We start from the raw sequence: 17,541 nt of genomic DNA on the forward strand, positions 1-17,541 counted from the left end.
ATCCCGTTGAGTGTAGCGTACAAAGTCGTAGTCTTACCGCTCCCGGTAGGACCTGTGACCAGGACTACTCCGTTACTCAACCCCGCTATCTCACGGTAGTCGTCAATCACTTCACCGTCAAAGCCGAGGTCATCCAGCTTCACCCTTACGGATTTTAGATCCAGTATTCTGAGCACTATCTTCTCACCATAGACCACGGGGTATGTCGAGACTCTGAAATCGATCTTTCGCTTTTCTATCGACTGGTGGATCTTGCCATCCTGCGGCACTCTCCGCTGACCGATATCCATCTTTGCCATGTACTTGATCCTCGTACTGATAGCGGCATGGTGTCCGTAATCCACTTTTGAAATATCCTGTAATACACCGTCTATCCTGTATCTTATCCTGACAAGATCAGATTCAGGCTCGATGTGTATATCACTGGCTCCCTTCAGGACCGCGTCACTGAAGATAGAATCGACAAGCTTTATTATCGGCCTGTCATCGACTTCAGCATCCGAATTCCCTGTTTCATCCGCCGGATCATTGCTCCCATCACTTCCTGTATCTATAGCGAGTTCATCCATGAACTCATCAAGCCGGTTCTTCTCCCCCCAGAACGAATCTATAGCGTTCAACACATCACTTTCACTTGCCAGTACCGGCTCGATAATCTTTCCTGTTATCCCCTGCATTTTCTCGATTGCGAAGATATCGAACGGATCGACCATCGCGATGGTGATGACATCTTCTATCTCGAACATTGGGATTATCCTGTATTTACGAGCTGTGTCTTCCTCGATCATTTCGGCTATGGCTGAATCGATATCATAATGTGCAAGCTCTATCGAAGGTATATCAAGACCGTCTCCGATGTACTTGTTGATCTTCTGCTGATTGGAAAAACCCAACCGGACCAGCACCTCACCAAGGTTCTCCCCTGAGCCCTCCCTCTCCTGACGTGCCTGCTCAAGCTGGCTTGTAGTAATAACTCCCCTCTCTACCAGATCTTCGCCCAGTTTTTCAAGAAATACCGATATTACTTTCGATTCCATCTATCTGTCACCTCGTCCCGAGCACGGAAACATCGCCTGTGATCTCAGTCTTGAATCTGGGAGTGATGAATATCGTCAGTTCGGTCTTGTTCGTTTCCTTACTCCTCCTGCTGAACAGATATTTCAGAATAGGGATGTCGCCAAGTATCGGAATTTTTACGACTGATTCTATTATGCTCTCACTCAGCATACCGCCGATAATAAGAGAAGATCCGTTCTTCACGACGACATGACTCGTCGTCTGCTTAGTGCTGATTATCGGGATCTCGTCACCGTTACTCACCGTCCTCCATTCCTTCACTGAACTGACTTCCACCAGGATATCTATAATCACATATTCATCAGATCTTACATGTGGCGTGACATAGAGCTTGATCCCGACATCCTCGAACTGGACACTCGTGGTTGTAATCCCCGCAGTTGCCTGACCGAACGTCTGTTGATAGGCAACTTTTTCTCCGACAAGGATCCTCGATTCCCGCCCATCCATCGCAACTATTCTTGGAGCCGACAGAATATTAGTCTTTCTTTCTCTCCCCACAATATCGATGAGAGCATCTACGTCACCGTTATAGATGTTCAGAAGAAGTCCCGAAGTCCCAAGGCCGACATCAATCAATCCTTCAGCTGATATTTCATTGCCGATCGACGAGGACATCAGCTCCCAGTTCACACCTCCCTGGATATCATCACCGAGAGTGACCTCGACGATCCTCGATTCAATAAGAACCTGTGGTGTCGAAGCTCCTATACCCGCCATACCTTCAGGAGATTCGATCACTCTTATCACTTCACCTTCCCTTATATATGAAAACCCGCACGATCTGACGATCGAAGACAGGGCCTCTTCCAGACTGACATCATCCAACCTTGCTGATACCTTTCCCGTGATCTTGGTTCCTGAAACAATATTCAATCCCGATATCCCTGCCAACATTCTCAAAGCAATCTGAATATCGGTGTCGGCGAATTCGACCGATACCTTCTTCGCCCATCGCGAATCGAAGTCCTCCTTGATATCGAGTTCTCCCGATTGCCCCTGACTATAAGAAATTCCTGCTACCATCTGAATCATGATGACAGCCAATAGCACCGATATTCTTTTCATTATTTCTCTCCGTTAATTATCAGGATCTCCCGACTGCCATTTTCTGACTCTACGATTACGCGACCGATCTCGATACTTATGACTCTGTATCCATCGATCACATCGCCTGTTCCGACTTCTATTCTCCCGAATATTGCAATTGCCCTATTCCCCGACACCGCAGTGCCGGTGAGGATCAGCGGTATCGATTCCCTTTCGCTTTTGCTTGCAATCCCGGGTCCGGTACCTGTCCCAGCTCTTATTGTAACAAGAGGCTTGAAAATGTCCCTTTTCCATTGTCTCTCTGCTGGTCGCCTGACTTCCGCAAGCAGGCTGTCGAGTCCACATATAAGTGATCTCAATTCCACGAGTATTCGGGAATTTGAACTTCCATCTTCAGATTCCTGCATCTTCAGAAGTTCTTTTACATTGAATTCCTGCCCTGCTGCCGAAGATGTAATGATCCCAACAAATGTCGATAGAATAAAGATTTTTATTGCGCATGATCTCACGTCTGTATCAGCTCCATCATAAGTTGTCTGGACGTATATATCCGGTGATCACCAGACTCGCGACAACGACACCTGTTCTGAATTCATCCGATCTGATCTCGAATCTGTCTACTCGAACTAGCCTTTCCATATCTTCTATACTCTTAAGAAACTCTCCCAGTTTTTCGAATCGGCATCTGATGTCTACCAGGATCTGAATCGTCGAGAATCCCTTACAAATATCTATATCGCCTGATTTCATGGATACAATCTCGAACTCGTCGGCTTTTGCTATTTGACAGATAGTATTCAGAAAGTCGCCTTGTTCAGCGGCTATCGGTATCTTGTTGAGAAGGATTTCATGAGGGCTCCGGAATTTCTCCCAGAGTGTATCTACATCAGAGGCCAGGGACATCTCTCCCTGCTTTTGGGGCAGATCTACAGTAACAAGCAGGTGGGTCTGTTCTTCCAGCCTCTCGCATCTATTCTTCAACACCCTGATCCTTCTTGCTCCGGGAGAATGTTCCGCGAACATAAATACAATCACGAGAACGGCGACAACGATCAGAGCTATCGATATTTTCCTCACTACTACTTTGTCTGAGACGAGTCTCATGACCCCACCTCGCCAATCACCAGAAACCTGTAGACGGTCCTTTCCCCATAGACTTCTTGCACACTTCCGGCTAATACGACCTTCTGCAAGAGTTTATAATCCTCAATAAACCCAACAAAATCCGCGATGCTTCCCTGTGAAAAAGACCTGCCTTCTATTTCAAACATTTTCACCTTCGACACTGTCTTGTCTTTGAGTTTTCTGCGATCATCATAGACTTCAAGTTTTTCAAACCACATTTCTTTTCCAGCATTTTCCACCATATCAGCAATTACCGATGACCAGATGATACTGGTATTCCGGTGATCGGTGACGATCTCCCTAATCACTTCCAGTTCTGATTTTCGATCGCTTATTTTCTCGATGGACCCTATGATCTCCAGAATCGCCATCTGTTGCCCCGTAAGTGCCTCAAGATCTCTTTCGCTTTCCATTATCCTGCCAGCATAGTTGTTGATCGTCCTCTCCTGCATCAGATGTACTGCGACCAACCCTGTGATCAAAGCAAGAGTCATAGGAACAATAGCCCGGCTCAGCGTCCATTGGATCAGGAACCTGGTTTCAGCTGGAATAAGGTTTATCTGTTTTGTCGTTGCGATCATCGCATTGCCAATCCCAGTGCTATTGTGAATGAACCGACCTGAAGTTCTTTCCCATCTATCTGCAGGCCTGAAAGATCCTCGATCCTTATCACGTTTGCTTTATTACCCGTTTTCATACTGATAAATCTGTCGAGATTCGGGATGCAGGATGTCTCACCCGAAATAAGAATCAGATCCGGATCGTTTTCGATCCCATATTGCGCCTTATAGAATTCATATGATCTCTTCATGTCAGCCAGCATTCTATCGACCGGTCTCTCAATGGCCGAGTAGACATTAAACTCCCTGGATGTAGGATCTACACTTTCACCTTCAAGGACTTTTTCATCAAAACCAAGGTCCATCAGTAGATTTTCTGCTTCATCAAGCTCACAGCCCGACAGCACGGCTATAGAAGTCACAATGTCCCTTTTCCCATTTTCGATCCTTCTCGACATTCTCAATGTGCCCTCACTTATTACCAGCATAGAGGTCCATCTGTATTCGATATCCAACAGAGTCACAGTCTTTGTCATCCACTCGGGATTCTGCTTAACAAGCCTGTGAAGCGCGGTGGACCTAGTCTCGATGACTTCAGGGATCAGCCCGGCGTCTCTGATGATCGACACGATCCTGTCGACGGAATCTTTTCTCGTGATTGCGAGATGGACCTCGCATTTCTCCCTCTGAGAAGAATCTGCGCATATATAGTCATAGGTAGCTTCTTCGACAGGATAATTAATATGTTTGGGGATTTCCCATTTCACATATTCACCCATCTTGTTTCCGGCAGAAAAGGGAAGTTCAACAAACCGTTCCGTAAGGTCCTTATGCGGAACAATCGTAACTACCTTCTTCGTGTGGATATTGTTTTCCAATACCAGCTTTTTCAGCAAACCACCCTCCAACTGGTCGAGACCAGGATCATCCTGACCATCCCACTCACTTATCGCATGACTGAGGACCTTCTTTGTCCCGTTGACCCTCTCCATCTCTATAAGTTTCACTGCTCGAGGACTGATATCCAATCCCAGCATCGTATTTCTTGACTTAAGGAGCCTCACTCCCTGAACCATCCTTCCCGTATCTATCTGTAACTCCTGCAAAATACAGACAACTGATATTCCGCAGTCTCTGGTTCTATCCCTATTTCTCTTCTGATCTGGATTTCCATGGATACACGGCCATCCTGAGAATATCCGGTAGTTCCAGCATCTACCGAGAATGATCCACTGATATAATCGACTTCTTCACGAGCATATGAAGGTACATATTCACCGGGGGACGCGCCCACCGACCTGAACAGATAAACGCTTCCATCATCCGGCCCAAAATAATATCTTATCGAATCACCTGAGACTGCTGTCCTGTAGAACCTGATTGTCGAACCATCGGGGCTTACCCACGGACGAAACTCGGATTGAGTTGCGACTGCCTGGCGTATCTCATCAGACATCGCTGCCAGCACTTTCCGGCCAACATTGTTTACACTTGCCTTCTCCTGTGTCAACCAGACCGAGGAAAGGAGATCTACTATGACCGGGAATGATGTAAGAGATATAATTCCCAGTATCGTCACCCCTATCATCAGTTCCACCAGAGTCATTCCCCTGTTCATCTACAACACTCCCGGTTGCTACGAGTCGATCGTATTTTTTCAAGCAGCTATTCAGCAATATGAGTGAACAGAGAGCAGACGATACTCTGTCCCTTTCTCACCGAAACTCTAACCTCTACCAGTGTCGGGGCTCCCTCATCTAATTTTAGGACAGAGACATCCCTCTTCCATTCAAGATCTCCATCTGCCGTCCAGTCCTGAGGCTGGATCCCGGTGCCTGCCTGGATCGCTACCTCCATTTTCCCTTCAGCCAGCTTGACCGCATCCGTCAGCTGATCATCTCCACTTGCGGCAGTCAGGATGCTTGACTGCATCACCGAGAAGAAATAGGCGATCAGACCGAGGATCGCGATCGTAATGATCAATTCAATAAGTGAAAACCCGGTTTCTTTGGCTCGATTTATTCCGCTCCGGTCATTCCCTTTTCTATTCTCCCAAAGTCCATACGTTGTCATCCTTGTCCCCTCAGTTCCCACCATCTGCCCGCAAAACTTGTCTCTCCCTCTCCTCCGCCTCCAGGCGCAGTCAATCCCATCGGCATGGAAGCAGGCAGATACGACTGGTTCTCACTGATATTGCATCTCTCTCCTATTTCGCCCGACGAGAACTCCTCCGTCCATATCGCTCCGTTGAACGTCACACGGTCGGACACACTGACCCTGTCACCCGCGTAGATCAGTCCGTTGAATTCTGACCTCTCTTCGAGCGTACACCTGAACGGAGTCAGTATCGTGCCGTTAGCAACAGCATTGGCTCCGATTGTCACAGTTCCTGTCGAGGAATAAAGGACATTCCCGCTTCTGCCAGTCGTGTCACCTATTCTTGTACTCGTTCCGTTTATACTTATGTTTCCACCGGCGATTATGAATATATCGTCTTCCACTGTGCAATGATGCGATATCGAAATGTTTCCGCTGACGACGAGGACTGAATATGAACCTTCCTTTGTCAGGTCACCATGATGTTTCAACGACAAAGACCCGTCTATGAATACAGTATCTCCCAGTTCCGTATCTCCCCAGTTCAATGGGCCTGACAGGCCCGTATCGGCAGCTCTCGCGATAAGAGCATCATAAATCGACGTGGCGAAGACCGGAGGGGATGGTACCGGGTCGAGTTCCGTATGATCCAGCGGAGAACCATCCGCGTAATATGCGCTCCCCCCGGGACCGACGAAGATCTCGAGATACGCTGGATCTGTTCCGGTCGGGGTCATGATCATAAAGTCTCCTCTGCAGAACACCGAACCACTCAAAGTTGCCCTGGATCCGATCGACAGCCCACCATTCGAGATCTGGTATAGCAAGTACTCCGTCGAAGCTGAACCTGAGACTATCCCGACCGCGACATCCCTTTCGAGACCATTCACAGACCCTCTTCCATAGATGACTTCCGCGCTGTCAGCCGAAAGATAGTAAGCCGATACACCGGACTCGAACGAGACGCTCCTCGCGTCTATCACTCCGAAATCCTGTTCTGGAGGCCCATATAGCTTCCCGGAATATTTCAATTCCCAGAACGAATCATTGACACCAGCCTCCGCGAGATAGAGAGCTCTGGCTCTTTCCAGCTCTACGACCCCCGAAACGGCACTTTGTCCGATCATCACCTGTACAGACAAAGCAATAGTCCCGAAGACTGCCAGCACGATTATAAGAGTTACCAGAGCGACTCCCCTGTTATCGAGAGTCATCATGGTCATGGATCGATTACCTCCCTATGGACTACTCACCGCTGTATTGTGATCAGTCACACTGCACGAGACCGTAAAGGTGCTGTCGGTTGTCTTTGTGTAACTTATTGTCCCAGTTGTCGAACATAAGGGTATCTGCGCGTTCATGAACATCGATGTCGTAAGATTATCGGGAAGGACACCCTTGTGTTTTGCATAATAAATACTAACTGACGACCGTATGGTGGCCTGGGCAGCCTGACAGGCGTTGATCTCGGCGCTATCAGTCATATTCATGTATGCTGGAACTGTGACAGCGGCGATGAGGCCAAGTATCACGATCACTATGACCAGTTCTATCAGAGTCCAGCCTCCGTTATTCTTTTTTCTTCTCATTTACATTTCTCCTTTTATATCCAAAGTGTTTCAGGTGGATGTCAAATTTTTCTACATTCCACCTCCCTTTGCAACTTTCATCATCTGCATCATCGGTGTTATAAGCGACAGGTACATGAAAGCGATCACAAAACCCATCACTCCGATCAGTATCGGCTCGATGGCCGTCGTAAGGCGTGATATCGCGTAGGTGATCTCCTTCTCGTAATACTCACAGAGCTTCAGAAGCATATCGTCCATATTCCCCGATTCCTCACCGATAGAGAACATATGTACGACCAGTGGAGGAAACTCTCCGCTCTCCTCGAATGCGTCAGCGATCGTCGCTCCATCCGATATCCTCATCCTTGCGTCGAGTACAGCAGCTTCAATAACTTTATTGCCAGGTGATCTGGACGAGATCCGGAGGCTTCTTTCCACTGGGACTCCACTGCTGTTAAGCGCCTGGTATGTATGAGTGAATGTTGATATCGAAGTCTTTCTGAGAAGTTTTCCGAAAAGCGGAAGGCGAAGCTTCAACCTGTCCAGAAATAGTTTTCCCTTCTCGCGCCCGGAGAGCCACTTGACGTAAAGACAAAACGAGGCCATTCCCATAACAAGATAGACTAGATTGGCTTTTACAAATTCGCTGATGGCTATAATTGCCCGCGTCGTGAGCGGAAGGGTAATGTTGGCCGAGTCGAAGATCTTCACAAATGTGGGGAATACAGCTACGAGGAGAAACGTAATACCCATTACCGAGGCAATGACCAGAATCAGGGGATAAGCTACGGCCGATTTTACACTCTCCCGCCTCTCGTTCTCAGTTTCCTCGAGATTTGCGAGTTTCTCAAATACTTCCGCAAGCATTCCCGATGCTTCTCCGGCTTCGACCATCGAAATGTAGGCATCTGAAAATGCGTCCCGCCTCCGGGACAACGCCTCTGAGACTGCAGACCCTCCTTCTATGCTTCTTTTGAGAGACTGAGCCATATCGACCAGCCCTTTGTCCTCAGTTTGTCTCGATATGAGAGTCAGTGCAGAATTTATTGGGATTCCGGCCTGAAGAAGGGAAGCCATCTGTCTGGTGAATATTATCCTTGATTTTCTGCCTACCCTGTACGCTGAAAAACCTGTCCTTTCAAGTAGTTTTCTGAATCCAAACGATTTTTTTTCCGTTACCGAAGATACGAAGTATCCCATTGCGGATAGTTTATTAAGCAGGTGAATACGATCGGGGAATTCCATTTCCCCACTGACTTCGACACCATGAGAATCCATAGCCTTGTAATGGTAAACACTCATGACCTATCCTTCGACTGCTCCGACTTCGTTAAGAAGCTCCTCCATTTTTTCGACAAGAACCTCGATTTTGAAAGGTTTGGCCATGTATGCATTCGCACCACTGGTCATACCGATCTTCTGGTCGTCTTCAAGGGACCTTGTCGTCAACATAATGACCGGAATATTTTTGAACCTCTTGTCGAACTTGAGCAACCTGCAGATCTTGAACCCATTCATCGAGGGAAGCATCACATCCAGTATCAGAATATCCGGAACGATGTCTTTAGCCGTTTTCAGGCCTTCGAGGCCATCATCTCTGACGGTCACGTCGAAATCCCTCTTTCCAAGTTCGATCCTTAACAGCTCCGAGACAAGCCTGCTATCCTCGACCACAAGCACCTTCTTCATGATTCCTCCAGCAATCCCGGGGGTCACCCCCGTCTCTATCCTGTTATCATCCTGGCTGGCAATATCTATCCACTAATTACAGGAAACATATATCCATGCATGCATCTCCCTCTCATTGGAGTTGCTGCTATCCATTCTTTTCGGAAATGAATCGGATTAGTTGAGCAAAATGTTACTAAAGTCCCTGAAAGCAACTGAATTATTTCAGCGTCTCAGTCCTCTTGAGGTTGAAATCGCGGTAGAAACCTACGGATTCAAAGATGTCCTTGGGAATAGCGGGCTCACCGTTCACTATCAATTTTGCCATGTTGAGACCTACTCCCGGCCCAAGCATGAATCCCTGTCCACACATTCCGACAGAGAGATACAGTCCCTTGATTTCCCGGACATAGTCGAGAATGATTATTCCGTCCGGGGTCATCGGATACAATCCCCTCCATACGCGCCTTACAAGCATATTTTTCAGCCTTGGGATAAGTTCTATAAGTCTTCTCGCTATGACTGGCATGAACTCCGAAGTAACTGCCCTGTCGGTCCCTGTTATAGATTCTATCGGAGTATAACAGAAGATTACCTGCCCCCTGTCGTTCTGTCCGAAATAAAAATTCGCCGTGCGTCGTTCGGGACCAGGCCTGATATCGACTATTAAGGGCTTGAAGAACCTTTCCATGGGAGCCGATATCCCTGCTTCATGGCTTTCGGGGATAACAGGTATATCCAGACCGGCCATTTTCCCGATCTCTTGGCCATACGCACCAGCCGCGTTTACCACGACATCGGAGTGGTACTCTCCGATCGAGGTCTTTACTCCCCTTATCGATCCTCTTTCGATCAGGAGCTCCGTCACCGGTTCATTGAATCTGAAATACACCCCATTATTTTTCGCTTCCTGCCAGAATGCAGCGGCCGACATCAGGGGTGAGACCTGCCCGTCGCCCGGAGAATATGTACCACCTCGCAGATTATCCCTGTTTATTCCAGGAACCAGTTCGATGATCCTTTCCGCGCCGACCCAGTCGATATCAAGTCCGAACTTCTTTTGAACTGGAAGCAGCCCTTTCAAGGCACTCTCGTCGGCCTCTCTATAAATGGGAAAACAGTATCCTCCTCCGATCCAGCCTATATCGGTACCATGCTTTTCCTCCCAGCTTGAGAATATCTCCAGGCTTTGAAGGCAGAGAGATATCTTGGCGGGGTCACTGTGTGTAGCCCTGACTCCCCCTATAGCAGCCTTGTTCTGTCCCTGTCCAGGGGAGGGATAGCTGTCGAGGACCAGAACGCTTAAACCCTCGAGAGCCAGGAAATAGGCTAAAGGGAGGCCGACGCTTCCAGCTCCGATTATTATCGCGTCGAAGTTTTTTCTCCGTTCCATGTCTTTCGTCCTTATTCGTCCGACAGATGAGCGAAAGCCGACAGCGGCACCTCAGAAACGAACGGCCGGTTGGTCGGAAGAGTGACTTTCGAGATATCCACTCCTTCGCTTCGATATAACCTGAGTATCAATTCCGTACAGGTCTTCCCCCCACATGCTCCCATTCCCGTCCTGATCGTCGCTTTCAGAATATTCATATCTATGACTCCGGTTCTGATCTCTTTCCTTATCTCGCCTGCTGTTATCCTCTCGCATCTACATACGATCGTGTCGTCAGGTATGGATTCTTCCAGCCCTGCGCCTTCATATCCGTCTTCGATATCGAGTATTTTGAATCCGGCCACTTCGCAGGATTCCTTTTCCGGGACTTCCAGTGAGACAAGTTTTCTCTTCTTATCGAAAGGAGAATTCCTGATCATGACGACTTCCCCATTACCCACAGGATCACCATCCATATCTACCGTCATCACGACAGAACCCTCTTTAAAGTTTTCTAAATCGATCTCGAAGGGAATTGTAACAAGGGAAGTACACTTTACATCATCGTATCCCGGCCTGACCAGTGTGATCGCCAGAGCGGGACAGGCATCGACACATTTCAGGCATCCGGTGCATTCTCCACCAAAAATCGGCAGACCCATGATCGACTCACCGGGAATAGTTATCGAGCATTTTGAACATGAATCGACACATGGATTGCAGGGTATCTCTTCTACACACCTGATAATCGGAAACACCTTCATGTCTCTTTTTTCCGACTTGAATGGTATTGCCCGCCCAGGTTTGCTTCTTAGTATTTCCTGAGTCTTTCCCCATTCGATCGGTATATCGATTTCGTGACCAAGATCTTTTGCTATCTTCCTGCCTGTGATCCTCCCACTGAATATTGCCGCAGACGCTTCAGCGATCTCTTCCGAATCACCGCAGTTGTATCTTTTCATTCCGAATTCCTCAAGCTTCTCGAAAAGTTCGTTGACGGGCGAAAGTCCTACCGCTATGAGCAGAGTATCTACATCATACTTTCGCTCTGTACCAGGTATAGGTTGGAATTTTTCGTCTATCGAACAGATAGTGATACTCTCGAGATGTTCAGTGCCTTCAGCTTTCAATATAGTATGGGAAGTGAATATCGGTACTCCAAGCCGTCTCAATTTGTCGATATGGACTTTATATCCACCACACTTATCAAGAGCTTCGACCAGGCCCACCGCTTTGATCCCGGCCTGAATCGCGTGATAGCCGGTTATAAGTCCGACATTCCCCCCTCCGACAATAAACAGCCTCTCGGCAGGTTTGACCAGATCTCTGTTTAAAAGGGTCTGGAACGCGCCAGCGCCATATACGCCAGGGAGATCGCAACCCGGAAAGACGAGTGTTTTTTCCCTGGCTCCGCAAGCGACCAGCACCGCATCAGGATCCACGAGGACGATCTTACTGCCGTCAAAAAGTCCGATTTTCTTATCTTCGAATACTCCAACCGCTGTTGTTCCTGTCATTACGGTAACGGTATCGAGTTTCTCCAACTCGGAAGTGAGGATCTCCGCTATATTTATCCCTCTGATCCCGGCATAACAATCGTCACGGGAACCAAAGAAAGGATGTGTCTGCAAAGTCAGTTTTCCACCGGGTTCATTCTTGTCATCAACGACCAGGGTTTCGATCCCAAGTCTTCCGAGCTCTATCGCCGCATTGATCCCGGCCGGACCTCCTCCGATGACAAGAACGTCTGTCTTGATGACATCGACTTCGGAAAATGCGGGCAGATCGTCCGATGCAGGTAATTCGGGATTCCCTTCACAGCTGACCACTTCCATCCCGTCAGTGGCTATTGTCATACACCCTTTCACTGGCACACCATTCACGATCACCAGACACTGGCTGCACTGACCGTTGGCGCAGAATATTCCCTGCGGGGCGTTATCTCTCTGATGATGACTGAAGACTTTGATTCCGCTCGCGTAAAGCGCCGACGTTATGACTTCCCCCTCGAGAGCTTTGACGAGGATTCCATTGAATGTAAATGAGATCTTCTTTTTGCTCTCGATGGGAATTATCGGGTGGGATCTGAGCCGATGATTACCATTAGTATCGGAGTTTATTTCAAACACCTCGTTCTACTGGGAGATTGTAAGTAGTACCTGATTCTTCTCCACTGATGTTCCAGGAGCGACCTTTATCGATCTGATCACACCGCTGACATTTGATGTGAGGCTGTTCTGCATTTTCATGGCCTCGAGGATAACCAGGACATCGCCCTCACTTACAGAATCCCCCTCCTTCACTTCATAACTGACGACCATCCCGGGCATCGGGGCTGTCAGAGTAAATTCGGATCCTGCGCTTCCTGTGGATCGTTCTTCCTTGCCGCCATCAGACTCTGGCTTGATTTTTTTGCTTTTGACCGGCTTTCTGGTCACCAGAGGCGCCGTTTCCCCGGAAGCTTTTGCTCGTGATTTTCCGCCGACTTCCTCTACTTCGATATTGTAATAATCGCCCCCCACAAAGACGTTGAACGTCCTGAGCGCGGCTCCCTTTGCGGGTTTATCACCGGCCGGAGTTATTATAGCCTGACCTTTCAGAACCTTCTCGACCATCTCGTCTTCCCGCTTGATTTCCTCAAGTGTGACCGGCCTTACATCCGCCGGCGGTTCTTCCAGACCATATTTCCATCTGAGAAATCTCATCCCGGTCGTGGGATAGAGTGCGTAGATCAGCACATCCTGTTCATTTCTGGCAAGCCCTTTTACAGCCTCTCTGGCCTTTTCCATCTCGGGCTCCAGCATATCCGCGGCCCTGCAATCTATCGGCTTGTCTCCCCTCGGATATCCTTTCAACGCAAGCTTCTGAATCTTGGGATCCATCGGGACCGGTGGCTTACCATAAAGACCAAAAGCATAGTCCTTGACCTGCGCGCTGATCATCTTATATCTGCCGAAAAGCACATTCTGAACGGCCTGGATGCCGACAATCTGACTCGTTGGAGTAACGAGGGGCGGGTATCCCAGTTCCTTCCTTGTCCTGGGTAACTCATCGTACACATCGCTGAGCCTGTCCAGAGCTTCAGCTTCGGCCAGCTGGCTGACAAGATTTGTAAGCATCCCACCAGGGATCTGGTGTTTCAACACACCGGTGTCTATCACTGCCATCTTCGTTCTGTTCAGGAATCGCCTGTATTTGGGAACTACCTTCTCAATATAGTTGCCCAGTTTGAATAGTTTCTCCAGATCCAGCTTCGGATCCCTCTCCGACCCGACCAATGCCGCCACCATAGGTTCGATCGCGGGTTCCGACGTCCTGAGCCCAAAGGGGGCAAGAGCGCAATCGACAACATCGACTCCCGCCTCTATAGCTTTAAGATAAGTCATAGAGGCCATACCACTCGTATAATGACAGTGAAGATGTATGGGAACCGAGACCTCAGCCTTTATCGAACTGACAAGGTCGAAAGCATCAAATGGATTCATCAACCCGGCCATATCTTTTATACATATGGAATCTACTCCAAGATCCTCAAGGGCTCTCGCTTTCCTGACATAATAAGCCAGGTCGAATACTTCTCCGCCCAACCTTCGCTCAGTAAGCGAATACGAAATTGTGCCCTGAGTCTGTTTACCTGTTTTTCTTATAGCCTTGAATGAAGCTTCAAAATTGCGCTCGTCATTCAAAGCATCGAATACGCGGAAAACATCGATGCCCGCCTCAGCGGCTTCATGCACAAATGATTCTACAACATCATCGGCATAGTTCCTGTACCCGACAAGATTCTGTCCCCTGAGTAACATCATCAGAGGAGTATCTTTGATACGTTTTTTGAGCTCGATCAACCTCTCCCACGGATCTTCGTTCAAAAACCTCGTAGCGACATCAAACGTCGCGCCTCCCCACACCTCCATGGAATTAAACCCGACCCTGTCCATTTCCTCTGCAATGGGAAGCATATCTTCTGTGCGGAATCTTGTCGCCAGTGTCGACTGGTGCCCGTCTCTGAATGTTGTATCGGTAATCCCTACGGGGCCGAAATCCGTCTTCTTTTTTTTATCAGACATTATTCCCCTGTGGTGCGCTTAGATCAAAGAAAACCTTCTCAATCGGACCCTGGCTGGATTTCCCCTGACAGCCAGATTCCTTCTACTCATAGTCTCCCTGCGTGATCCCATCTTCCAGGGACTCAATTTCTGACCGAATCGTCTTCCTGCTTCCCTGTCATCCTGATCGACATAAGCCTGGATAGCAGCCGAAATGGCAGCCATCAGATTCTCATCCATCATCTTAACCTCTCTCGCACAAGACTGATAGACTAAGATAATCGAGGCTTTTCCTGACTGTCAACAAGAATTACCTAAACCAGATGCCAGTACAGACGAAAAGACTCTTGAAGAGGACTTTAGTCTCAGGTTTGGAAAATCCGGTTTAATGGTGCCAGGGGGAGATCCTGTATGGATAATATCACACAAAAATGCATTCAACGAAATGAGGTCCCAGCAGCTGCAAAACCGAGGATCCTCCAGATATCTGCGAGCGATATTACTATTACTAAACTGTTATTTCCACTCATGCACGCATTGCGCTTCGAAGGATACGATGTAGAATGTGCAGCGAACGATCTCGAAAAAGGAACAGTGAGCAGAATCGAATCCGTTGGCTTTCGATTTCACAATATCGATATCAGAAGGAATCTCTCCCCTGCCAACCTTTACAGGGGGTTTATGAATATTCTTGAATTATTGAAACGTGAAAGGTTCGATATCGTCCATTTTCATACTCCTGTAGCCGCCTTCATAGGAAGGCTCGCTGCTGGGATCGCCGGGCAGGAAAATATCCTGTACACAGCCCACGGGTTCTATTTTCACGAAAATATGCCCTGGTTCAAAAGATTTATTTTCAAGTTCGCGGAGAAAATTGCCGGTAGATTTGCCACTGATTTCATGTTTTGCCAGAGCATCGAGGATACAGACTGGGCTGCAGGAGGAAATTTCATCTCTCCGTCTCGTGTCCTTCATATCGGTAATGGAGCGGATATATCGCATTTTAACCCTGACATCGAACTCGGGTCCAAAGTAAGAAAAGAATTGGGAATCGATACGCAAACCATCGTTCTCACCTTTATTGGAAGGATAGTAAAAGAAAAAGGAATCCTTGATCTAGCCGAATCTTTTAGGTCTCTTTCGTCCATTTTCCCAAACACGATCCTTCTCGTGGCAGGCGACTGCGAGACGTCAGGAGACAGGGACACTACTACACTCGACCGTCTCAAATCACTGATACGGGTCAACCAGATGGAGAACAGGGTAAAACTATTGGGGTTCAGAAACGATCCCGAAAGGATACTTGCAGCCAGCGACATCTTCGTCCTCCCGTCTTACAGGGAAGGGCTTCCGCGCTCAATATGTGAAGCAATGGCGTGCGGAGTCCCGGTCATAGCTTCCAGAATCAGGGGATGCAGGGAAGAAGTCACTGACGGGATCGATGGGATATTGTTCGAAGCAGGTAATAACAAAGCCCTCACCGAAGCCCTGGGGATCCTTATATCAGAGAGGGGAAAACGTGTCGCTATGGGTGAGATGGCTCGAAAAAAAGCATTGCAGCACTTCGATGAAAGAAAGGTCCTTGATCGTCAGTTAAGGGTATTCCGAAGCCTGATCCCTCCACACTCCGATCCCCCTGAGAAAATTGACGTCATGAAAGAAAAAAGCCGAGAATCGCTGGAAGCGACCCCGGTTCTTTGATGGTGGTGGGAAGGGAGGGAATTGAACCCCCGACACACGGATTTTCAATCCGTTGCTCTACCGACTGAGCTACCTTCCCACGGAGGGAAATGTTATTCATTTTATCGGCTTTGTCAACATTTTCTTATATCTTTGTCTGTCAAGTATGATTCTTTACTTCCGAGTGTTCCACATCCAGCATCTTCTTCCCCCCCACATATTCCTTGAGAACAGGTTTTGTGATCTTTCCAAGGCGTTCGGCTATGTCCTGAATCCTTGCTATCTGTTTTTCGATACTCTCAAGTTTCCTTATCATCCTGGGATCAAGACTATCTTTTTCCATCAGCATCAATTGAGTATTGCCGAGAATGGAACAAAGAGGATTGTTAATCTCATGATTTACACTGATAGCTGTCTCGGTTATGGCTGCCAGCCTCTCCGCTTCAAACATCTTGGCCTGCACTTCCCTTATCTCTCTCAGGTCTGAAGCCACTATCAGAGCCCCAATCAGCGTGTTTTCCGTGTCAAACAAAGGTGAGATCTTGAGCCTTACAGGGATTTGTGTTCCCCCACTTCCGATCATCTTTGTCATATACCCGTCATCAAAGGATATTTTCCCGTTTCGCAGAGTTTTAATAATTTTCCTGAGATTGCAAAGGTGGATGATCTTCGTGATTCTCCTGCCCGTTATATATTCACTGGCGTGTCCCGTCAACATGCAGGCAGCCTTGTTGAACATGATTATCCTGAATCTCATGTCCAATGATATAAGAGGTACAGGGGAGCTCTCGAATATGGATTCGAGATATTCTTCAGGTTTTCCGATTCCCATTATTTCCTTTTATGGAACGAGCCCCTACGCCGACCCTTGGTCAACCGTCAGACCACACTCGCTTTCACACTCCCTGATATCAGGTGAGTCGAAATTCTATCCATCAGATCATCAAGTTCAAACGGTTTATACATATACTCATCAGCTTTGGACCATGTAGCCAGAAAATCTTCCCGCTCGGGACTATCGACTTTCCTGGCAGTAAGGACAAGGATCTTGAAAGGTTTGATCTTTCCCTCATCCATCTCCTGTTTCAGAATGCGGGAGACTTCATATCCGTTTTTTCCCGGCAACATTATATCCAGGAGCATCAGGTCATACTCTTTCCTGTGAGCTTTTCTGAGGGCGTGCAGACCATCGTAAGCTACGTCGATGTTATACCCTCTCAATTCGAGACTGTATTTTACAGTCTCTACGATATCCTCATCATCCTCAACGATGAGGATCCTGTGCTGATCCATTC

Annotated in this window: 19 protein-coding genes and 1 tRNA gene; 1 reads left to right on the forward strand and 19 read right to left on the reverse strand. The window is 47.9% G+C overall.

From position 1 onward, the window contains the following. The 16 genes from tadA to KOO63_16365 all read right to left on the reverse strand — a co-directional run. Positions 1-1,037: Flp pilus assembly complex ATPase component TadA (gene tadA, locus KOO63_16290; GenBank protein MBU8923377.1), on the reverse strand; the 1,037-nt coding region annotated here is incomplete at its 3' end. Positions 1,038-1,044: 7 nt separating this feature from the next. Then, positions 1,045-2,145 carry a hypothetical protein gene (locus KOO63_16295; GenBank protein ID MBU8923378.1) on the reverse strand — a complete coding sequence of 367 codons (1,101 nt, stop codon included), beginning with the start codon at positions 2,143-2,145 and terminating at the stop codon, positions 1,045-1,047. Next, the gene (locus KOO63_16300; GenBank protein ID MBU8923379.1) at positions 2,145-2,636 is read right to left on the reverse strand and encodes a hypothetical protein; all 492 of its coding nucleotides are present in this window, start codon (positions 2,634-2,636) and stop codon (positions 2,145-2,147) included. The genes KOO63_16295 and KOO63_16300 overlap by 1 nt, the downstream gene beginning before the upstream one ends. Positions 2,637-2,652: 16 nt before the next feature. Then, positions 2,653-3,231 carry a type 4a pilus biogenesis protein PilO gene (gene pilO / locus KOO63_16305; GenBank protein ID MBU8923380.1) on the reverse strand — a complete coding sequence of 193 codons (579 nt, stop codon included), beginning with the start codon at positions 3,229-3,231 and terminating at the stop codon, positions 2,653-2,655. Beyond that, entirely contained in the window at positions 3,228-3,833 is a 606-nt protein-coding gene (locus KOO63_16310; GenBank protein ID MBU8923381.1) for a hypothetical protein, read from the reverse strand. The genes pilO and KOO63_16310 overlap by 4 nt, the downstream gene beginning before the upstream one ends. Next, a complete protein-coding gene (gene pilM / locus KOO63_16315; GenBank protein MBU8923382.1) occupies positions 3,830-4,876 on the reverse strand; it encodes a pilus assembly protein PilM in 1,047 nt (348 codons plus the stop codon). Before pilM ends, KOO63_16310 begins: the two co-directional genes overlap by 4 nt. A gap of 23 nt (positions 4,877-4,899) precedes the next feature. After that, the gene (locus KOO63_16320) at positions 4,900-5,430 is read right to left on the reverse strand and encodes a type II secretion system GspH family protein (GenBank protein MBU8923383.1); all 531 of its coding nucleotides are present in this window, start codon (positions 5,428-5,430) and stop codon (positions 4,900-4,902) included. A gap of 47 nt (positions 5,431-5,477) precedes the next feature. Next, positions 5,478-5,885 (reverse strand): prepilin-type N-terminal cleavage/methylation domain-containing protein, encoded by a 408-nt coding sequence (locus KOO63_16325; protein ID MBU8923384.1) that lies wholly within the window; start codon positions 5,883-5,885, stop codon positions 5,478-5,480. Next, positions 5,882-7,132 (reverse strand): type II secretion system GspH family protein, encoded by a 1,251-nt coding sequence (locus tag KOO63_16330; protein ID MBU8923385.1) that lies wholly within the window; start codon positions 7,130-7,132, stop codon positions 5,882-5,884. The genes KOO63_16325 and KOO63_16330 overlap by 4 nt, the downstream gene beginning before the upstream one ends. 15 nt (positions 7,133-7,147) lie before the next feature. Then, positions 7,148-7,498, reverse strand: a complete 351-nt coding sequence (locus KOO63_16335; protein ID MBU8923386.1) for a type II secretion system GspH family protein — start codon at positions 7,496-7,498, stop codon at positions 7,148-7,150. A 51-nt stretch (positions 7,499-7,549) separates the two neighbouring features. Further along, on the reverse strand, positions 7,550-8,782 hold the full coding sequence (locus tag KOO63_16340) for a type II secretion system F family protein (GenBank protein ID MBU8923387.1): 1,233 nt from the start codon (positions 8,780-8,782) through the stop codon (positions 7,550-7,552). A 3-nt stretch (positions 8,783-8,785) separates the two neighbouring features. Beyond that, positions 8,786-9,169, reverse strand: a complete 384-nt coding sequence (locus KOO63_16345) for a response regulator (protein ID MBU8923388.1) — start codon at positions 9,167-9,169, stop codon at positions 8,786-8,788. 199 nt (positions 9,170-9,368) lie between these two features. Beyond that, on the reverse strand, positions 9,369-10,541 hold the full coding sequence (locus KOO63_16350; GenBank protein ID MBU8923389.1) for an FAD-binding oxidoreductase: 1,173 nt from the start codon (positions 10,539-10,541) through the stop codon (positions 9,369-9,371). 11 nt (positions 10,542-10,552) lie between these two features. Beyond that, positions 10,553-12,649, reverse strand: coding sequence for an FAD-dependent oxidoreductase (locus KOO63_16355; protein ID MBU8923390.1), 2,097 nt, complete (start codon positions 12,647-12,649; stop codon positions 10,553-10,555). 6 nt (positions 12,650-12,655) lie between these two features. Next, positions 12,656-14,587, reverse strand: a complete 1,932-nt coding sequence (locus KOO63_16360; GenBank protein ID MBU8923391.1) for a pyruvate carboxylase subunit B — start codon at positions 14,585-14,587, stop codon at positions 12,656-12,658. An 18-nt stretch (positions 14,588-14,605) separates the two neighbouring features. After that, entirely contained in the window at positions 14,606-14,809 is a 204-nt protein-coding gene (locus KOO63_16365) for a hypothetical protein (protein MBU8923392.1), read from the reverse strand. A 168-nt stretch (positions 14,810-14,977) separates the two neighbouring features. Here KOO63_16365 and KOO63_16370 point away from each other — a divergent pair, with 168 nt between their 5' ends. Beyond that, a complete protein-coding gene (locus tag KOO63_16370) occupies positions 14,978-16,267 on the forward strand; it encodes a glycosyltransferase family 4 protein (protein ID MBU8923393.1) in 1,290 nt (429 codons plus the stop codon). Positions 16,268-16,270: 3 nt separating this feature from the next. On the opposite strand, the gene KOO63_16375 is transcribed toward KOO63_16370, so the two are convergent. From KOO63_16375 to KOO63_16385, 3 genes are all read right to left on the reverse strand, one after another. Next, positions 16,271-16,346: transfer RNA gene (locus tag KOO63_16375), tRNA-Phe, on the reverse strand. A 60-nt stretch (positions 16,347-16,406) separates the two neighbouring features. Beyond that, entirely contained in the window at positions 16,407-17,078 is a 672-nt protein-coding gene (locus KOO63_16380; GenBank protein ID MBU8923394.1) for a PAS domain S-box protein, read from the reverse strand. A gap of 47 nt (positions 17,079-17,125) precedes the next feature. Further along, entirely contained in the window at positions 17,126-17,539 is a 414-nt protein-coding gene (locus KOO63_16385; protein ID MBU8923395.1) for a response regulator, read from the reverse strand. Between the last annotated feature and the right edge of the window lie 2 nt (positions 17,540-17,541).

Source organism: Candidatus Latescibacterota bacterium, assembly GCA_019038625.1.
Taxonomy (GTDB): Bacteria; Krumholzibacteriota; Krumholzibacteriia; order Krumholzibacteriales; family Krumholzibacteriaceae; genus JAGLYV01.

Excerpts from the sequence above, each read along its gene's own strand:
- KOO63_16295 (MBU8923378.1), bottom strand. The coding sequence starts at position 2,145 with ATGAAAAGAATATCGGTGCTATTGGCTGTCATCATGATTCAGATGGTA.
- pilO (MBU8923380.1), bottom strand. The coding sequence starts at position 3,231 with ATGAGACTCGTCTCAGACAAAGTAGTAGTGAGGAAAATATCGATAGCT.
- KOO63_16310 (MBU8923381.1), bottom strand. The coding sequence starts at position 3,833 with ATGATCGCAACGACAAAACAGATAAACCTTATTCCAGCTGAAACCAGG.
- KOO63_16320 (MBU8923383.1), bottom strand. The coding sequence starts at position 5,430 with ATGAACAGGGGAATGACTCTGGTGGAACTGATGATAGGGGTGACGATA.
- KOO63_16325 (MBU8923384.1), bottom strand. The coding sequence starts at position 5,885 with ATGACAACGTATGGACTTTGGGAGAATAGAAAAGGGAATGACCGGAGC.
- KOO63_16330 (MBU8923385.1), bottom strand. The coding sequence starts at position 7,132 with ATGACCATGATGACTCTCGATAACAGGGGAGTCGCTCTGGTAACTCTT.
- KOO63_16335 (MBU8923386.1), bottom strand. The coding sequence starts at position 7,498 with ATGAGAAGAAAAAAGAATAACGGAGGCTGGACTCTGATAGAACTGGTC.
- KOO63_16340 (MBU8923387.1), bottom strand. The coding sequence starts at position 8,782 with ATGAGTGTTTACCATTACAAGGCTATGGATTCTCATGGTGTCGAAGTC.
- KOO63_16345 (MBU8923388.1), bottom strand. The coding sequence starts at position 9,169 with ATGAAGAAGGTGCTTGTGGTCGAGGATAGCAGGCTTGTCTCGGAGCTG.
- KOO63_16350 (MBU8923389.1), bottom strand. The coding sequence starts at position 10,541 with ATGGAACGGAGAAAAAACTTCGACGCGATAATAATCGGAGCTGGAAGC.
- KOO63_16360 (MBU8923391.1), bottom strand. The coding sequence starts at position 14,587 with ATGTCTGATAAAAAAAAGAAGACGGATTTCGGCCCCGTAGGGATTACC.
- KOO63_16365 (MBU8923392.1), bottom strand. The coding sequence starts at position 14,809 with ATGATGGATGAGAATCTGATGGCTGCCATTTCGGCTGCTATCCAGGCT.
- KOO63_16370 (MBU8923393.1), top strand. The coding sequence starts at position 14,978 with ATGGATAATATCACACAAAAATGCATTCAACGAAATGAGGTCCCAGCA.
- KOO63_16380 (MBU8923394.1), bottom strand. The coding sequence starts at position 17,078 with ATGGGAATCGGAAAACCTGAAGAATATCTCGAATCCATATTCGAGAGC.
- KOO63_16385 (MBU8923395.1), bottom strand. The coding sequence starts at position 17,539 with ATGGATCAGCACAGGATCCTCATCGTTGAGGATGATGAGGATATCGTA.